This is a genomic window from Paenibacillus sp. J22P165 (assembly GCF_059692015.1).
Genome location: NZ_JCAUAP010000005.1, coordinates 396,256 through 413,330, shown reverse-complemented (window position 1 = coordinate 413,330; position 17,075 = coordinate 396,256). Strand labels below are relative to the sequence as shown.

The following is a 17,075-nucleotide window of genomic DNA, read 5'->3' as shown; positions in this document are numbered from 1 at the left end:
CGATCAAACGCAAAGTGCGGGACGGACGGAATATGGAACTGAGAAAAAAGGGCAAGATCAAATTGAAGTTCTGAATCAAAAATAATCAGCCGTTACCTAAGGCTGGTTATTTTTTGATTCATTGTTTACATGATTGGTCTCTTGCGTAGTTCAATGAACTGTTTGCTTTTTTGGTGTCAGTCTATTTTGAACACCATAACCACTTCAAAACTTTATTTTCCCAACAAGGGGTTTATCGGGTGACAAATAAGTTCTGAAGTAGACAATAAAGTATTGAAGGGTTCTGTTCTTACAACTTGCACATCCTCGACGAGGGTCATATTTTCTTGCACAGTCAGATAAGGTCTTGTCGGCTGTCGCTCTCAGCGTAGATGGAGATAAGTACGATTGCCGTCTCTTCCCCTATATTTCTTACCACATGGGGTGTGCATGCGTTCCAGCTGAAGGAATCGCCTTCTCCGAATTCAACCCCATCCTCACCCTGCTCCGCATATATGCTACCTTTAATAACTAAATGGACCTCCTCACCTTCATGTGCATGAGGTGTATCTCCAGTTGAGGCTCCGATCGGGAACTCTACCAGGATCATTCTAACGTTCTTCGTAGAGCTCAGGTGCTCGACCTTCAGATATTCGGATCCGCTTGTTGTGGTCCTTCGTTCATGCTTTCGAACAATATTCATTCGATCTTCTTTTTTTAGGAGCAAATAAGCTAATGGCACATTCAAAGCCTGCGCTATGTGTTCCAACGTTGCTATAGAGGGGGAAGTTTTATTTGTTTCAACCTGACTCATAAAACCTTGGGACAAGCCAGTTTCTTCGCAAATTTGGGCGATGGTGATATTTTTTCTCTTCCGAATCGCTCGAATAGTTGAGCCGATATCCATCTAAATACACCCCTTAAATATTAGTAATAAGAATTATAATTTTATATTAGCAATTTTCATATTGACAAGTCAATGTGTTGTAAATTAAATTAGTCATATAAACTTTATTTCTTTATTGCTAATATTTTAAAGGGAGGGAGAATACGAATGACGAAAACAGCAGCAGTTATTTCAATCATTATGCGTGTTGCGATAGGAATCATATTTATGATGCATGTAGGACTTTTGGGAGATGGGCAGATGGCTGGTTATGAATTGGATCTTGGATTTATATTGGTTTTGTTGTATCTGGTTGTTGGTGAACAATCGTTGTTCTCATTCGACCGTCTTATTATGAACAAACGCTGTGCATAACTTACAGTTAAGGGGAATCATTATGAAACCATTTTATCATTATGACATTCATTTACCGGTCAATATGGATCCGGATAAGAAATATCCAGTCGTCTTTACCCTGCATGGTAAAGGCTCTAATGAAAAAAATATGTTCGGTTTGGTTGCTCCGTTGGCAGATGATTTCATCATAATTGGTATCCGCGGCAACCTACTACTTGGCTCGGGATATCAGTATTATGATTTGAAAAGTTTAGGCAATCCTATCCGTGAGATGTTTGATGAAGCGGCAAAACAACTCGAATCTTTCATTTATTATGCGACAGAAAAGTATCCAATTGATCCAAGCAAACGCTATCTACTGGGCTTTAGCCAAGGCGCGATCCTGTCGATGACACTAGCACTTACGATGGGAGAGCAGGTGAAGGGAATCGTTTCCTTGAACGGGTACGTTCCTGACTTTGTGAAGGCGGAGTATCCGCTGCGAAGTGTTAAGAATGTATCGGTATTTATTTCACATGGCGAGTATGATTCTGTATTCCCCGTTCGGATTGGTCACGAGACGGCGTCATTTTTCAAGGATCTAGCGCCGCGCCTAACATTTAACCTATATCCTACCGACCACGGCGTTTCGGAAGAGAACCAAATTGATTTTCTGAACTGGCTTAAGCAAGATGCTGGTTTAACTACAACTAAGGAGTGAGAAGCGATATGATGCCTTCCTATTTTTTCGCGCATGGCGCCCCGTCGATCGTGCTTGAGGATAACGCATACACACAACTGCTTAAAAACTTTAAAGAAAATACACCGAGACCGAAAGCAATCGTGCTCTTTAGCGCTCACTGGGAAGAATCGGTACAGACGGTCAGCGCTGCTGAGACGTATGAAACCATCTATGATTTTGGGGGATTTCAAGATGAGCTTTATACGATGACCTACCCGGCTAAAAGCGACCGTTCACTAAGCGAGCATGTTCGAGCGCTGTTTGAAAAACAAGGCATTCAGAGTGTTCTCAATGAGAGTAGAGGACTTGATCACGGAGCCTGGGCGGTTTTGAAGCTGCTGTATCCGGAGGCGGATATCCCGGTTGTCGCTTTATCCGTGAATCGTCATCTGAGTAACGAGCAGCAGTATCAGATTGGCAAAGCACTGGGAGAGCTCAGGGAACAAGATGTTCTCATTATTGGAAGCGGAGGAACCGTTCATAATTTAAGAAGATTGAATTGGCAGTCTGATGGTAACGACGATTGGGCTGAGCAGTTCGATAACTGGCTTCAAAATAAGCTGGAGTCATGGGATACAGAAGCGTTATTTCAATATCAAGAGCTAGCTCCCAATGCCCAAGCAGCCGTGCCAACGAATGAACACTTTATTCCGCTGTTTCTAGCAATGGGTTCTGGTGACGCCAATCGTCAGGCGAAACTGCTTCACCGCAGCTATCAATACGGCAACCTAAGCTTAAGCTGTTGGCAATTTAATTAATGATGTTAAGTGAAAGAGGGCGGATCGGATGAAATCCGCAGGTAGAGCGGCAATGGAGAGGAAGATTATTTTCTCCATTGCCGCGGTTTATATTGTTCAGCAACTGACACAACTGGAGATGCTGACTCCTGTGCTGGGAGGCCTTGTCTTTTTGGCAATCGCTCTATTGTTGCCGAATCTGAAGGGGATAACTTTCTGGCTTACAGTATCCTTTATGGTTGTCGGAACTGTCCTCATGTTGTTTCAAAAAGTGGAGGCTTCGGTTTGGTTTGAGTCAGCGGGAATCAACGTGACGATCGTAACGCTTTTTCTATTCGCTCCGCTGTTCGGGATTCCAGTCCGAATTCCCGAATACGTTGAAGCTCTGAAGCGTTTCTACGAAGAGAACTTTCGCAGCAAAGCAGCTTTATTCATAGGAACGCAATTTCTTACACAAATTATGGGTGTGTTTATCAACGTCGGTTCGATTCCTGTCGTATATCAAATGGTGTTTGTAAAGCCTCAAACCGGTATGTCTCGACTACTTGCCAATGCGTTAAACAGGGGATTTGCGGGGGCGATACTATGGTCACCGTATTTCGCTGCGATGACGCTTGTGACATCGGCTCTGCATCTGTCTTGGTCTTACGTTCTTCCTTATATGCTCGGATTAGCTGTCCTAAGTCTTGTCGTAAGTTTAGCGGTCGATTTCCGAGAGCTGCGGGCGGCTGAAACGGAGCCACCTCAACAGGAAATGGCTGAGAAGCAGGGGAGGGCGGTGTTTCCGAAAGGGCTTGGCATATATTTAATATCCGCAATAATTGCCATACTGATTTTGGAACGGTTAGTCCAGTTGCCAATGGTGTTGTTAATTTGTGTGGCAGCGGTATTATTTCCGCTAATTTGGTGCATGGCTAAAGGAGCGATGGCCGTGTACAGACATGGGTTGAAGAATCATGTTACTGTTACACTACCGGCCTTGCAGAAGGAAATCACACTATTTTTGGCTGCAGGCTTTTTTAGCGGTTCAATCGGCGCAACCAGTTTCGGATCCTCAATTCCGGCAATGCTCGAGCAAATACCACTGTCAGTAACCATAACATTCTCGCTATTCACGGTGGTTCTCATTGCGGGATCATCGTTAATTGGTCTTCACCCGATTGTACCGGTAACCATTCTTGCAGGCGGCATAGATCCGGCGAGCGTGCAGATAAGTCCGTTGTATTTCGGAGTGCTGCTGCTCGGAAGCTGGAGCTTATCCAATCCCATATCACCAGCCTCGGCCGTGAACAATTTACTGGCGGGTTTGTTTAAGAAGCCGGTGTTTGAGGTGGCCGTGCCAAATTATAAATTTGCTGGCTGTATGGCAATCGTGCTTATTATTTATTTGATGGTTGTGTTAGGGAATTAAGAAAGATAGATGATCATGTGTCGGAAATCCCAATTGCAAATTGAAAAGGAGAAGTATCCATGCCAGTGGTTCAAAGATTTGATCCTAAAGTGATTTCACTTTTACAAGAGAAAATAAAACTGATCAAAACCGACGAAGGGGCGGTATATCTTGTCGGACCCATTAAGCTGCCGGTTAACATATTTGGGGAGACAATCCAGTTTAATTGGTACTGCTGGCTCAATTGCAATGAAGTGACGGAAGACTTTGAGCGTATTGTCGCCAAGTTATCTTCTGCTAATTTAGCGGAATTTCAACAATCTAGTGTACTTGTTCATGGAGATTTTCAACATACAGATCATGCTTTGATTCGGTTTCACTCCATCTGTCATACCGGAGATATTTTCGGAAGTAAGCGATGTGACTGTGGCTATCAGCTTCATCAGTCGCTGAAACATATTGCCGATTATGGAAGCGGAGCGTTATTTTATCTGGCTAATCATGAAGGAAGAGGTATCGGGCTCTTCAGCAAAGCGCTTGCCTATATTTTACAAGAGAACGGATACGATACCGTGGATGCCAATCTTCAGCTTGGATTTGTTGATGATTCACGTGATTATAGCGACGCTATAAAGGTTTTAAAAGCACTTCGAACAAAGCCGGTTACACTAATCACAAATAATCCTAAAAAATTAGATGCGCTTAGTAAAGCGGGTCTGGATGTAGAGGATCGTGTGCAGCTTTGGGGAGATGTCTCCGAGTATAACGAGAAGTATTTGAAAACGAAAATCGAGCGGTCTGGGCACTTGAACGGAGAAAAAGGCTGTTGTAATAATGACTGACTACAGGTTAGTCAGATAGATCCTAACCCGCTTGTTGACTCTGTCATTTTGTACAAAAGCTCCCCAAGGAATTACTTAATGTACCTGGATCATAGGGACTGGGACCGCAATTTAAAATTTCGCTTAGGCGTGCCGTTACAGACAGCATGGTAAAACATATCTAAATCATTAGTTGATCTATCACCAAATACGGACAGACAAAGGCGCCGTGAACGATTATGCAATTTTGCATAGTAGTTCACAGCGCCTTTATTGTGTCTATGGAAGAATTACGTATCTTCGTTCTCCTGAGTGTAAAGCTCGCTCGGCACGATCTTATGTCTGCTTTCGCTAACGATTCGCGGCAAGCGTCCTAGTCGAGCAGCCAACTGGGACAGCGACTGTTCGTAGAAATAAGCAAGACCCGTGCGAATTGTGTCCTGGTATGGTGCAGTCCAGCGCTCGCTGTCAAAGCCCTCGGGGCCAAACCAGGCACCGAGCAAGGAGCCGACGCTTGCACCGAAGCTGTCCGTATCGTTGCCTTGCGCGACTTGCTTGCATATTCCATCGCCAACATTCTCGGCAAACAGGAATGTGTTAATGAGTGTGCCGATTTCCTGATGGATGCCGCAATGCTGGAACTCGCCGTATCGCGTGTGAATGGCGTCATACGCTTCAAGCCAATCGCCAGCTTTTATGACAATGTCTCGACAAGTCGAGGCCGATTCGTAGAAGCGACTTCGCTGCGGGACGAACTGCAGAGCGGTGTCAATGACCGCTATCCGGTCATCCAACACCTGAGCGGCAGCAATCGCAGCGGCCAAGAACATTGTTGCATATACACCAGTCCGGCGGTGTGTGAAGCTCGCGTCGCGCCAAGCAAGTTCAGCCGCGAGAGCGGGATTGCCCGGGCAGGCGTAACCGTAGGCATCTGCGCGGATAGCAGCGCCGCATAGCTCACTGTCCGGCGTCAGCACATCTGCCCAACGCGTAATCTCATCGAGCGGGATAGGCGACTTGTCATGCTCCCAGTAACTAAGTCCAGATCGGAGCAGCATGATGCGCTCTGGTCCCCAAGTCGTGCTGATAGGGAGGTGATTGAGCCAAAGATTACGCAGATCTAGCTGCGTGAAAGCTGTCCCGAACTGCTCTAGTGCGAGCATACCCATCAGTGTGTAGTTGATGTCATCGTCTGGTGCCACGAAGTGTATGCGATCACGTGCTGTTTCAAACCAGGACCAGTGGCGTCTGCCGAGCGCATGAAGCATTTCATCAGATATGTAATCGCGGATTGGCCATTCTCCGACTTTCGAGAAGGCTACACGCATCTCGTACAAATTCGGATTTACCTCCAACGGCTTTCCAAGCATGGAGCCGCACACGGAAGAGAGAAATGCCGTCTCCACGCGGCGTGAGCTATCTTCAAAATTCACCTCACTCAGGAGGCCTAGCGGTCTCGCCGGATCGCATTCATTCCAAATCTCTTCAATTGTATCGGGTTCATAGTAAGGCCAGTCGTGCCGCAGTGGCATTTCTGCGAGAGATTGTGCGAATGAGAGATAAGCGTCATAGCTCGTCGGTAGCTCTTCAAGACGTTGCAAATAACCAGATGTGTCATGGCCTTGAGCAAATTTATTGCGAAGAATAGTGGAGAGCTGGGCTTTCAGGAAAGGAAGGGATACTAGCATGATTGGAATCTGCCTCCAATGTTGTTTTGCTCTCATTATAACGAAAAGCAAAAGATGACTGCTTCCCAGAACGTACTGAAACCTTCTCGATTTCAACTGAAAATACCGCTTAATTGATTGCGGTAATCAGAAGGTTTCATACCTACTAGATCTTCAAATGCACGGTAGAAGGCGGCTTGACTCTGAAAACCGCTTTGTTGGTAAATTTCCGTTATGGGCAGAGACGTGCGAATGAGGAGATTCTTCGCGGCATGTACACGGACAGAGCGTAGATATTGGGCGAAGCCCATGCCAACAGCTTCCCGAAAGAGGGCTTGCGTCCGAGAGGGACTTAGATGCAACAAAGAAGAAACATCGTTTACTGTGAGAACGTCATGGTATTGCTGCTCTAAAAACTGAATAACCGGCTTAAGTGTACGGTATGCACTAAGAACATTGCTTGCTTCTAACCGATCTGGCGACGGATTGTAGTAACGAAGGAGGGAGGCGCAGACATTCATCAGGTGGCCTTTTAGCATATAGTGGAAACCAGGTTCTCTGCGGCAGTATTCGTCCCACATCGTCAAAAACGCTTCTTTCATCCCGGTTACGCACTCCACCGAAGCTGGAATTCGATTCTCGAAACCCTCTGGGCGATACAGGAATGGCAACAGCAGTTCTTTATCGGTGTGTAGCCAGATGGACGGTTCGAAGAATGCGAACAAAAATTGCGCTGGCTGATCCGGATCGGATTGGGCGCGGTGCGGTTCGACCGGATTCACGACGAAAAAATCACCTGGCTTGATGGGATAGCTCTTATGACCAAAATGAAAAATACCTTCTCCCTTTAAGCAACACCCGATTTCCAGCATACTGTGCCGGTGGAACGGCTCGAGTCGATAATCGGGCACGTGCATCATCATCTCGATTGGCAAATCCGTACGGTCATATTTATCCATATTGCAGGAGCTTCTTAAAGACAGGCTGAAGTCTCTCTGCCATATGCTTATAGCCTAAATCGGAAGGATGGATCCCGTCGGCCGTACATTCTTGATAGTCAGGGCCCAGAAGCTCAGAGCCGTCACAGAAATGAATATGGGTATCGCCTTCATGATTCAGACGCTCTACGATTTCACGTTGAATTGCTTTTCGTGCTTCCCGGCGCTGACGTAGCTCTTCATCGAAAGATTCCTTGGCAAAACGAATTTGTGAGATTACGAGAATGGGGATATTGGGATGAACGTCGCGATAGATGCGAATGAAGGCCGGAAGTGATTGTGCCAGATGCTCTGTGCTGGGCGTATTTCCTTCATAATCGAGTACAAGCATGGCAGGATCGCTGATTTGACTAATGAGATGAGCTAATTCGGGCTCACCCTGTGCGTTTCCAGAGAAACTGAGGCTTACGAACTCTAGTGGAAACATTCGGCTTAATTGATTTGGATACGCCATGCCGGGGCGAGATGCACAAGCGCCGTGGGTGATGGAGGTACCGTAAAGGAGTACTTTTTTGTCCGAAGAGAACCCTTGGAATTCTACGACTGAAGCATTTGGCGCAATCCCAATCCATAGCTCTTTGACTCCTTGATAGAGCGGAAGGTTTAGCGTAATTTCCTTCATATTATTGGAAAAGGATTCAAAGAGAACGCTCTGATAGTCAGATTGTGCCAGTTCGAAGCGTGTAGTGTTGACATATTGCTGCTCTCCAGTCAAGCCGATATAACAATCTACGCCACATTGCGCAGTAGCGGGCATTTGGTACATCGTGGCTTTGTCGGCCAATACGATTCTAACAGCAAGTTTGGAGGAGTCTGTTTTAAAACGAATTTGAACGCCGGTAGGATAATTGGCCAGACGATCCACTTCCGATCGAATAGGGTGACTCGGATTTACTGGCAATCTTCGATAGAGCCCGTCCTGTGCAAGCCAAGGCAGACCTGTTATGCGGTAAGGTGAGGCAAGCGGTGAATGCCATTCCCATTGGTCTTGGCGAGGGGCATCCAGCAGCATGTTCGCATCAAGTTTGTGTATAGGATTAACGGATTTTTCCATAGCTATTTCCTCCAGTCAATGGGGGTTTGATGATCTAAATAACTTTCATTTTAGGAAAAATACGCTGTGGAAACAAGGAACGCTGGGATGATTTTTTGAGTCATACTACGATTTTCAAAAGGTTATTGGATAGGCGTAGGTAATTATTTCCATACTTTTAATCGCTCTTTTACGTAAGCGGAGGGCATAGTGCCTGTTACCTTTTTGAATACTTTATTAAAATAGGACTGCTCGCAAAATCCAAGAAAATCAGAGATTTCCCCGATGCTCATCTGAGATCCGGTCAAGAGATCGCACGCAGCAGCTATGCGAATTTGTTGTATATAGTCCGTAATTGTTTGACCAGTCGTTTCTCGAAAGACGGTGCTGATATAGTTTGGTGTTCGGTCTACATGATTAGCCAGTTCTTTCATGTCGATCGGTACACGGTAATGATACAAGATGTAGTCCTTCAGCTGCATCGTAATCCCATGAGCCTTAGGATGTGTAATAGGGCCTGAATTGGCTTCTTCGTTGATGATCGCGATGATTTCTAGAAGTACACTGTGGCACAGTGTTTGCGTGTGTATTGATTTTTGAAGCCAGTACTGTGTAAGGGAAGAGAAACGTTGCTTAATGTAATCGAAGTTGTACGGCCTTGTGAGTTGACAAGCTGGCTCAGCAAGCAGAGGCAATCCGTCCCCAATTCCCGAATACTTGAAGTGTGCAACATACATGTCGTGAATTCGCTTTGATTGATTTAGTGCACTGCGAATGTGTCCCTCCGGTACGAAGAGAAGATCACCTTTTGTCAGATGAAATGAATGGGATCCGACGGTATAAGTGATTTCACCGCCTGTCATCAAAATGAGAATATGATTATTGGCCGCCGCACGAGGGACGTGCCAGTCCGGCTCACAATGCTCGAAGTAAATCGCGATCGGGTGAATCATCGTGCAATTCTCCTTTCATTTCCAATCAACGGAAGTCAAGCCGATTATATCAAAATCGTAGCTTACCTCCAATAATAATTGTCATACTCATAGCCAAATTTATGCAAATGTGACTATGCTGAAAGAAACAGACCATATTCGATATACCTAGTCTCTTATATAATAAAAAGAAAAGAAAGATGCGGGTGAATCTGTGCGAAACGGCTGGAAAAATAGAAGGTTCTCGATTCTGGGTAAATTGATTGTGACGTTCTTGATCGTCATCTCGCCGATGTATGTCGTCGGTACGCGAATTAACGATTGGGGATCCACACTCGTACGCCAAGAAATTTTCAAATCGCTCCAATTCCAGCTGCTCTTCTATCGAACGTCGCTTGAGAATGAAATCGATCGATTGCTTCGTCTGCAGCGCGAGTATGTGAACGATGAAGATTTAGAATCACTTAGTATTACGAGCGAAAGCTTAACGGACTTCCAAAAGCTTGTCGCCATCAAGCGGTTTCAGGCCAGATTGAATGTCATGAAACAGTCGAGCCTCTACATTGCTAGGGCAAGCGTCTATATACCGCCGATTAGCAGGACTATTTCAACAGATGAACTGTCTGGTAATTTGTTACCAGATAAGCTGTCGCAGTTGAAGAAAGACGCTTCGGTTCCGCATCGCGGACTCTTTTATCATGATGGGGAAAAAGTGCTGCTGCGGGAGTATTACCCGACAACACAAGTAGTTGAGGGACGCGACCCGATGTTCGTTTTGGAGCTTGAGCTATCCATTCCAAAGATCAAACAATATTTGTCCCAAACGTCCGATAGTAAGCTCGGAGGAGCTGCGGTTATCCACCCAGATTGGGCGATCGTTAGTACTAGCAACCAAGAAGCCTATGAATCGATCAGTGGTCCGTTGCGCGAACAATCCTTACAACTGGAGAAAGCGGGAACGAGGGATGCTCCAGCTGAAATGAAAACCGTCTCCTTCGACAAGCAGCCGTATTTAACGGTTTCAGCCTATTCGCCTATGCTTGGGGTAACGCTGCTGGCGTTTGTTCCCGAGAAAGCGGTGATGGGAGCGCTTGATCGGTATCGGTTATACATGTGGCTGATCACGCTCGTTGCCATCGTGGTCGTTGTGCTCTTTTCATTTTATATGTACCGTATCATCCACAGACCGCTCCAAAAACTTATTCGCGCTTTCCGTAAGGTTGAATCTGGAGATCTACAGGTCTCACTCGCCTACAAGAGCAGCGATGAATTCCACGACTTATACGAACAATTCAACTATATGGTGTCACATTTAAATAAACTTGTGTTTGAAGTCTATGAGCACAAAATTCACGTCCAGCAATCTGAGCTGAAGCAGCTTCAATCTCAAATTAATCCGCATTTTTTGTATAACAGTTTCTACTTACTCTACCGGATGACGAAGGCGCATGATTTCGACAATTCGACCCGGTTTACGAAATATTTGGGTGATTACTTCCAATATGTAACTCGAAACGGAGAAGATGAAGTACCGCTAGAAATGGAGATGCAGCATGTCCGTGCGCTTTGTGAAATTCAAACGATCCGGTTTGCAGGACATATTACATTCTCGATTGATGAGTTGCAGAAATCGTTTAACAGGGTCAAAGTCCCACGGCTCATTCTGCAGCCGCTTGTGGAGAATTCGTACCAGCACGGTTTCGAGCAAGGACATGAGAATCGGCATATGAGCATTCATTTCACTACTGTCACGCACGATAATGGGAGCAAACTGTTGCTCATTGGCGTCGAAGATAACGGTAAGGGAATGACGAAAGAAGAGCTCGAACGTTGGCACGGTTGGCTGAATGGAAAAAACCAATCAACTGAAATAACAGGAGTGCTGAATGTGCATCGACGGCTCCGGCTCAAATATGGTGAACTGGCGGGGGTTCGTATCGAATCGAGACCGGGTGGAGGGCTGCGTGTGGAGATCGTGTTACCGCTGCCTGAATCGGCTGAGAGTGAAATGGAGGAGTAACTGATGATCAGGCTATTGCTTGTAGATGATGAACCACTTGCTGTTAACTATTTGGCGGATGCACTGATGGAGTTGGAATGGTTGGATGCTGAGATTATAAAGGCATATTCTGGCATGGAAGCGCTAAATAAGTTTGGAGATGGGAAGATAGACTTACTCCTTACAGATATTCGTATGCCTGGCATGAGTGGGATGGAATTGGCAGATCTTACACGTGAAAAATGGCCTCGCTGTCGTGTCATCTTCTTGACCGGTTATAACGATTTCAGTTACGCCCAGACGGCGATCCGCAAGGGCGGCATCGACTATGTCCTCAAGACGGAGGGGGATGAAGCGATCATAAGTGCGATTCGAAAGGCACTTGACGATATCGCACGGGAACTCGACAGTGAAGAAATCTTGAAAAGATCTCGCGAACAACTGCATGTGGCCGTACCGTCACTCCAGCGTGATTATTTGTTGCAGCTCGCACAGGGGGAAGTTGATTCGCTGGATGCACGGATACGACGGTTCGCGGAGCTTGAGATTGGACTAGATGCTAGGCGTCCGGTGCACATCGCTTTGGGACGGATCGACGAGTGGGGTTCCTTTGTCCTACCGGGGGATAGAGCGCTGCTGTACTATTCCATTCAAAATATTGCAGAAGAATATCTGAAGGAATCGTTGAACTTTGCTGCGTTCCCTTATGACCGTGGTAGGTACGTTTGGCTTGTACAGAGCCGAGCTAGCGAAGAGCAGACGTTTGCAGAAGAGCATGCATACAAGTTGCTTGCAGGTCATGCCGAACTTATTCAAGCTGCAACAAAAAGCTTATTGAAAGTTCCCATCTCACTCATACTAGCTTCTACTCCATGCTTGTGGGAAGACTTGGCTATTCGCGCAGATAGCCTCAAAATTCAGCTGGCTGGCGGAGCCTTTAACGGACAAGAGGTTTTGATGAGAGAACTTCCCGATGCCATCGGCGAGGAGCGAAGGTCAAGTAAAGATTTTTTTGCAGAGAATGACCTGCGCGCTTACCTAAGGAACCTCGATTTGCTTGAAACGTATCTCGATAAAGGCGAAAGAGAAGCTTGTCGCAACTTGTTTGCCGAACTCGCTGTTAAGTCGTCCGTCCTGCCGGTTGGTCAAGAAGGAGAATTACTTAAACTAGAGCTGGTCGTCAATTTATCTGCTTTTTTAATCACTTATGTAAATAAGCGGCGTTTAGCTTCATTAATTGGTTCCGCTTTTAGCTTAGAAGCATTGATTCAACTGCCAGTACAAACCGATCTGACGGCGACGGTACGGCATTTGGCTACCATGGCGGATTCACTGGCGGAGTATAACGGACGGAAGCAAGCGGAGCAGACGACGGATATGATCGGACGGATCAGGCAATATGTAAGCGAATTCCTGAACGAGGAGTTGTCTTTGACGAAGCTTTCTGAGCTAGTCCACTTAAGTCCTCCCTATTTATCGCGTATGTACAAACAGATTACGGGGCAAGGGCTACTAGAGTATGTGACGGAAGTTAGAATGAATAGAAGTAAGCAACTGCTCAGGACAACCGAACATAAAATTCAAGATATAGCCGGTCTTGTGGGATTAGATTCAGCGGCCTATTTTACAAGGCTTTTTAAGAAGGAGACTGGGGTAACTCCGTTGGAATACCGTGAATCTGTTGTGAAATAATCGTTAGGCGATCATAGACATGGTCGCCTTTTCCAATTAGATATGATTGCTTTTAAACTCGTTAATAAAAGTCAACTGCCGCAAGAATGTCCCGTTTCGAAGGGGGCCTACCTCAATCTATAATAAAAATGTACCGCAAAGGAACTATTTAACAAATAGGGGGAAACGGAAATGTACATTGGAAATAAAAAGTTTGGAGCTGCTTCCGTGGGGACGCTCCTAGCCTTATCGCTCATTGCAAGCGCTTGTAGTAAGTCAGAAGATCTCCCTGCTCCATCAAGTAGTGCATCGGGAAATCCGTCGGGAAGTCCGTCACCTTCGGCTGCGGCAAGCGTGGGACCCCTGGGCAAATACAATCCGCCAATCGAAGTTTCTACGGTTCGCTCTGTTGATGCAACGATGAAATACGCCGAAGGGGACTCCATTGATAGTAACATTTGGACAAAGATCTTTGAGAATGACTATGGCATTAAAGTTAAAAATGTATGGTCTGTCGATGCTTCTCAGTATCATCAGAAGCTCAATGTCTCGGTAGCATCTGGCGATCTTCCTGACTTTCTGGAAGTCAATAAAGAAGAAATGAAACGGCTTATTGATGCCGACATGTTGGAAGATCTCACGAAAGTGTGGGCACAATATGCGACCCCTTACTTGAAAAACGTCCTCAATCAGGACGGCAGTGTAGGGTTCAAAGCTGCAACAGTAGGCGGCAAACTACTCGGTATCCCAAGAACATATTCCAACGGCGGTACTAGCACAGCGCCGATGCTTTATGTTCGAACCGATTGGCTGCAAAAGCTTAATTTGCCAGAGCCAAAAACGATGGACGACGTGTTCAAAACTGCAACAGCATTTGCTAAGCAGGATCCAGATGGCAACGGTAAAGCTGATACGATCGGTCTTGCGCTCAACAAGGACTTCATGGATGGGGGACATGGATCGCTAAACGGCTTTTTTAACAGCTATCATGCCTATGTCGATCTGTTCATCAAGGATGCAGGAGGCAAGCTTGTATACAGCTCTGTTCAGAAAGAGCTAAAGGAGCCTCTCAAAAAGCTGCAGCAGTTGTATAAGGATGGCGTGCTTGATAAGGAATTCGGCGTAAAACCGGCAACAAAAATTCAAGAGGATGTGGCTGCCGGACGTGTTGGCTTGGCTTATGGGACTGTAGCAGATGGCGGCTATATTCAAAAAGAGAACCATACGAAGGATCCGAAAGCGCAATGGAAGGGGTATCCGCTCATTTCCGCTGATGCACAGCCCGCTATTCCGCAACTTAATGATACTGCCAACACATTCTTTGTAGTGAAGAAAGGCTCGAAACACCCAGAAGCTGTCATTCAGTTGGCTAATATTTATATGAATCGTTATTACGAAACTTCTTATGCCCCTAATCCGAATCCATTTATTACGGACAGCAAAACGGGGATTTTTCCAGGTAAATATGCACCAGTTGTGATTGATCCGCTGAATACGAATCTCGAGGCGTTCCGCAAAGTACAAGAAGCGCTTAAGAAAGGTGACGGAAGCAAGCTCGATTTCCCAGCGACCATTCACTTCGAACGCTTGTCGAAATTTAAAGCAGGTGACGATACCATGTGGTTTTCGAATATGGTATTTGGAGCTGATGGTACTTTCAGTGTGATTGATAAATACGAACAGGCTAAACTTGGTCAGTATAACTTGTTCCTGGGTTCTGCAACACCTGCGATGTCGGAGAAACTGCCAACCCTCAAAAAGAAAATATACGAGACGTATACAAAAATTATTATGGGTGACGCATCCATCGACGACTTTGATAAATTCGCTGATGAGTTTAAGAAATTGGGCGGCGAAACCATTGAGAAAGAAGTAAACGATTGGTACAGCAAAAATAAATAGGAAACAACAGGGGGCGGAGCTCAGGCTCTGCCCTTTAATTTCGAATTACGGAGGGATGACAGAATGAAGAGCAGATCGTGGAGAATCCAGATCCCCCTGCACGCCATGTTGATTCCAGGTTTGGCAGCGATCTTACTATTTAGTTATTATCCGATGGCAGGAGCGGCCATTGCCTTTCAAAAGTTTATACCGACGAAAGGGTTATTCCATTCGAAATGGATTGGTTTAGATAATTTTCGCTACGTCATGGAGCTCCCGGATTTTTATCAAGTGCTGTGGAATACGGTTTACATTGCCGTTATGAAAATTATTGTTGGGCTCATTATACCGATTGTTGTAGCGTTGCTGCTAAATGAAGTTCGTAAAGAAGCGATGAAACGATTCATGCAAACACTGATTTATTTGCCGCATTTCTTATCGTGGGTCATCCTGAGCGGCATTTTACTCGACGTGCTCTCACCGAAAACGGGGATCGTGAACGCAGGGCTTCGGGGTTTAGGAATGGAACCTATTTTTTTCCTTGGCGACAACCGTTGGTTCCCGTTCACACTGGTCATCTCGAATGAGTGGAAGGAATTTGGATTCAGCACGATTGTTTATTTAGCTGCTATCCTCGGTATTAATCCTGCACTGTACGAAGCTGCAAAAGTAGACGGGGCAGGCCGATGGAAGCAAACGCTCCACATTACACTGCCCGGCATGGCGCCGATTATCGTGTTGTTAGCTACGCTTAGCATTGGCAACGTACTTAATGCCGGTTTTGACCAGGTATTTAACTTATATAGCCCTATCGTTTACCAAAGTGGGGATATTATCGACACCTTTGTATATCGAATCGGGATGGTTGATGCGCAATATGGGGTTGCAACAGCCGTGGGGCTATTTAAATCACTCGTGTCACTTATCCTCATATCGACTTCTTATTTCTTAGCTTACCGATTTGCCAACTACCGCATTTTTTAAAAAGGAGGACTCGTGATGCTCGAATCTACATCCTGGCCGCGAAAAGTGTTCGTTATCTCGAACTACACGGTTCTTTTGGGCTTATCTATCTTGTGTATCTTGCCGCTTATCCACCTGCTGTCGATGTCGCTCAGCTCGAATAACGCGGTGGCAGCAGGCGACGTGAGATTTTGGCCGGTCGATTTCACATGGAAATCGTACGATTTTATTTTAAGTAAACCGGAATTTCTGACATCATTATTCGTCACCCTCAAGAGGGTTGCACTCGGTGTTACACTGAATATGGTACTGACGATCATGGTTGCTTACCCGCTCTCTAAAGAAGCGGCTGCGCTGAAAGGTCGAACGATTTACGTCTGGCTATTCGTTTTTACGATGCTGTTTAGCGGAGGCATTATTCCGCTCTATATGACAATACGCTCACTTGGACTGCTTGATTCGATCTGGGCACTCGTGCTGCACCATGCTGTTCCCGTATTCAACGTCGTAATCCTGCTCAACTTCTTCCGCGGTTTACCGAAAGAATTGGAGGAAGCAGCCTTGATGGACGGAGCCGGACATTGGCGCATTCTGTGGCGCATTTATGTGCCGTTGTCTACGCCATCTTTAGCAACATTGACGCTATTTGCCATTGTTTCACATTGGAATTCTTGGTTTGACGGCATCCTCTTCATGAATTCACCATCGCATTATCCGCTTCAAAGTTACTTGTACACGATCGTGGTCGGCCTCGACTCGCTGGTTAAGAGTAATATCGATCTGGAGGTGATAGCGCTCGTTTCCGATAGAACGGCCCGCGCAGCGCAAATCTTTCTTGGGGCGTTGCCAATCTTGATTGTATATCCTTTTTTGCAAAGGTATTTTACGAAAGGGATTGTTCTGGGAAGTGTGAAGGAGTAGGGGGAGAAGTGTATTTCTAGGAACTGTGCTGGTATTCTCCGAAGAATAAGCGATAAACAATCAGCAGAGGCAAGGGCTGATTGTTTTTTATGCTTGATAATTCGTAGAATTACTCTAAT

15 protein-coding genes are annotated in these 17,075 nt (G+C 45.8%); 10 read left to right on the top strand and 5 right to left on the bottom strand.

Going from position 1 to position 17,075, the window contains the following annotated elements:
- Nucleotides 1-334: 334 nt before the first annotated feature.
- Entirely contained in the window at nucleotides 335-886 is a 552-nt protein-coding gene (locus tag AC58QM_RS14550; RefSeq protein ID WP_497285080.1) for a helix-turn-helix domain-containing protein, read from the bottom strand.
- Between the two features lie 147 nt (nucleotides 887-1,033).
- On the opposite strand from AC58QM_RS14550, the gene AC58QM_RS14545 reads away from it, so the two are divergent.
- From AC58QM_RS14545 to AC58QM_RS14525, 5 genes are read left to right on the top strand one after another with little or no spacing between them, the layout of a single operon-like run.
- The gene (locus tag AC58QM_RS14545) at nucleotides 1,034-1,240 is read left to right on the top strand and encodes a hypothetical protein (RefSeq protein WP_497285078.1); all 207 of its coding nucleotides are present in this window, start codon (nucleotides 1,034-1,036) and stop codon (nucleotides 1,238-1,240) included.
- A 22-nt stretch (nucleotides 1,241-1,262) separates the two neighbouring features.
- Nucleotides 1,263-1,922: an alpha/beta hydrolase gene (locus AC58QM_RS14540; protein ID WP_497285076.1), complete on the top strand. Its 660-nt coding sequence runs from the start codon at nucleotides 1,263-1,265 to the stop codon at nucleotides 1,920-1,922.
- An 8-nt stretch (nucleotides 1,923-1,930) separates the two neighbouring features.
- On the top strand, nucleotides 1,931-2,701 hold the full coding sequence (locus tag AC58QM_RS14535; protein ID WP_497285074.1) for a DODA-type extradiol aromatic ring-opening family dioxygenase: 771 nt from the start codon (nucleotides 1,931-1,933) through the stop codon (nucleotides 2,699-2,701).
- 28 nt (nucleotides 2,702-2,729) lie between these two features.
- Nucleotides 2,730-4,091: a hypothetical protein gene (locus AC58QM_RS14530; RefSeq protein WP_497285072.1), complete on the top strand. Its 1,362-nt coding sequence runs from the start codon at nucleotides 2,730-2,732 to the stop codon at nucleotides 4,089-4,091.
- Between the two features lie 59 nt (nucleotides 4,092-4,150).
- Nucleotides 4,151-4,912: a GTP cyclohydrolase II gene (locus tag AC58QM_RS14525; RefSeq protein ID WP_497285071.1), complete on the top strand. Its 762-nt coding sequence runs from the start codon at nucleotides 4,151-4,153 to the stop codon at nucleotides 4,910-4,912.
- A gap of 269 nt (nucleotides 4,913-5,181) precedes the next feature.
- Here AC58QM_RS14525 and AC58QM_RS14520 read toward each other — a convergent pair whose 3' ends face one another.
- The 4 genes from AC58QM_RS14520 to AC58QM_RS14505 all read right to left on the bottom strand — a co-directional run bounded on the left by AC58QM_RS14520 (nucleotide 5,182) and on the right by AC58QM_RS14505 (nucleotide 9,542).
- Nucleotides 5,182-6,579 (bottom strand): ADP-ribosylglycohydrolase family protein, encoded by a 1,398-nt coding sequence (locus AC58QM_RS14520; protein WP_497285069.1) that lies wholly within the window; start codon nucleotides 6,577-6,579, stop codon nucleotides 5,182-5,184.
- 92 nt (nucleotides 6,580-6,671) lie between these two features.
- On the bottom strand, nucleotides 6,672-7,517 hold the full coding sequence (locus tag AC58QM_RS14515; RefSeq protein ID WP_497285068.1) for an AraC family transcriptional regulator: 846 nt from the start codon (nucleotides 7,515-7,517) through the stop codon (nucleotides 6,672-6,674).
- Complete coding sequence (locus AC58QM_RS14510; RefSeq protein WP_497285067.1) at nucleotides 7,510-8,610, bottom strand: SGNH/GDSL hydrolase family protein; 1,101 nt, start codon at nucleotides 8,608-8,610, stop codon at nucleotides 7,510-7,512. Before AC58QM_RS14510 ends, AC58QM_RS14515 begins: the two co-directional genes overlap by 8 nt.
- 143 nt (nucleotides 8,611-8,753) lie before the next feature.
- Complete coding sequence (locus tag AC58QM_RS14505) at nucleotides 8,754-9,542, bottom strand: helix-turn-helix domain-containing protein (protein ID WP_497285065.1); 789 nt, start codon at nucleotides 9,540-9,542, stop codon at nucleotides 8,754-8,756.
- Between the two features lie 193 nt (nucleotides 9,543-9,735).
- On the opposite strand from AC58QM_RS14505, the gene AC58QM_RS14500 reads away from it, so the two are divergent.
- From AC58QM_RS14500 to AC58QM_RS14480, 5 genes are all read left to right on the top strand, one after another.
- Complete coding sequence (locus AC58QM_RS14500; RefSeq protein WP_497285064.1) at nucleotides 9,736-11,541, top strand: sensor histidine kinase; 1,806 nt, start codon at nucleotides 9,736-9,738, stop codon at nucleotides 11,539-11,541.
- 3 nt (nucleotides 11,542-11,544) lie between these two features.
- Entirely contained in the window at nucleotides 11,545-13,212 is a 1,668-nt protein-coding gene (locus tag AC58QM_RS14495; protein WP_497285063.1) for a response regulator transcription factor, read from the top strand.
- Nucleotides 13,213-13,383: 171 nt separating this feature from the next.
- Nucleotides 13,384-15,093: a type 2 periplasmic-binding domain-containing protein gene (locus AC58QM_RS14490; RefSeq protein WP_497285061.1), complete on the top strand. Its 1,710-nt coding sequence runs from the start codon at nucleotides 13,384-13,386 to the stop codon at nucleotides 15,091-15,093.
- Between the two features lie 63 nt (nucleotides 15,094-15,156).
- Nucleotides 15,157-16,056, top strand: a complete 900-nt coding sequence (locus AC58QM_RS14485) for an ABC transporter permease (RefSeq protein ID WP_497285059.1) — start codon at nucleotides 15,157-15,159, stop codon at nucleotides 16,054-16,056.
- A 15-nt stretch (nucleotides 16,057-16,071) separates the two neighbouring features.
- Nucleotides 16,072-16,956 carry a carbohydrate ABC transporter permease gene (locus AC58QM_RS14480; protein WP_497285057.1) on the top strand — a complete coding sequence of 295 codons (885 nt, stop codon included), beginning with the start codon at nucleotides 16,072-16,074 and terminating at the stop codon, nucleotides 16,954-16,956.
- The last annotated feature ends 119 nt before the right edge of the window (nucleotides 16,957-17,075 follow it).

What these genes read in the sequence shown, in the direction of transcription:
- AC58QM_RS14550 (WP_497285080.1), bottom strand. Translation starts at nt 886, where the DNA reads ATGGATATCGGCTCAACTATTCGAGCGATTCGGAAGAGAAAAAATATC.
- AC58QM_RS14545 (WP_497285078.1), top strand. Translation starts at nt 1,034, where the DNA reads ATGACGAAAACAGCAGCAGTTATTTCAATCATTATGCGTGTTGCGATA.
- AC58QM_RS14540 (WP_497285076.1), top strand. Translation starts at nt 1,263, where the DNA reads ATGAAACCATTTTATCATTATGACATTCATTTACCGGTCAATATGGAT.
- AC58QM_RS14535 (WP_497285074.1), top strand. Translation starts at nt 1,931, where the DNA reads ATGATGCCTTCCTATTTTTTCGCGCATGGCGCCCCGTCGATCGTGCTT.
- AC58QM_RS14530 (WP_497285072.1), top strand. Translation starts at nt 2,730, where the DNA reads ATGAAATCCGCAGGTAGAGCGGCAATGGAGAGGAAGATTATTTTCTCC.
- AC58QM_RS14525 (WP_497285071.1), top strand. Translation starts at nt 4,151, where the DNA reads ATGCCAGTGGTTCAAAGATTTGATCCTAAAGTGATTTCACTTTTACAA.
- AC58QM_RS14520 (WP_497285069.1), bottom strand. Translation starts at nt 6,579, where the DNA reads ATGCTAGTATCCCTTCCTTTCCTGAAAGCCCAGCTCTCCACTATTCTT.
- AC58QM_RS14515 (WP_497285068.1), bottom strand. Translation starts at nt 7,517, where the DNA reads ATGGATAAATATGACCGTACGGATTTGCCAATCGAGATGATGATGCAC.
- AC58QM_RS14510 (WP_497285067.1), bottom strand. Translation starts at nt 8,610, where the DNA reads ATGGAAAAATCCGTTAATCCTATACACAAACTTGATGCGAACATGCTG.
- AC58QM_RS14505 (WP_497285065.1), bottom strand. Translation starts at nt 9,542, where the DNA reads ATGATTCACCCGATCGCGATTTACTTCGAGCATTGTGAGCCGGACTGG.
- AC58QM_RS14495 (WP_497285063.1), top strand. Translation starts at nt 11,545, where the DNA reads ATGATCAGGCTATTGCTTGTAGATGATGAACCACTTGCTGTTAACTAT.
- AC58QM_RS14490 (WP_497285061.1), top strand. Translation starts at nt 13,384, where the DNA reads ATGTACATTGGAAATAAAAAGTTTGGAGCTGCTTCCGTGGGGACGCTC.
- AC58QM_RS14485 (WP_497285059.1), top strand. Translation starts at nt 15,157, where the DNA reads ATGAAGAGCAGATCGTGGAGAATCCAGATCCCCCTGCACGCCATGTTG.
- AC58QM_RS14480 (WP_497285057.1), top strand. Translation starts at nt 16,072, where the DNA reads ATGCTCGAATCTACATCCTGGCCGCGAAAAGTGTTCGTTATCTCGAAC.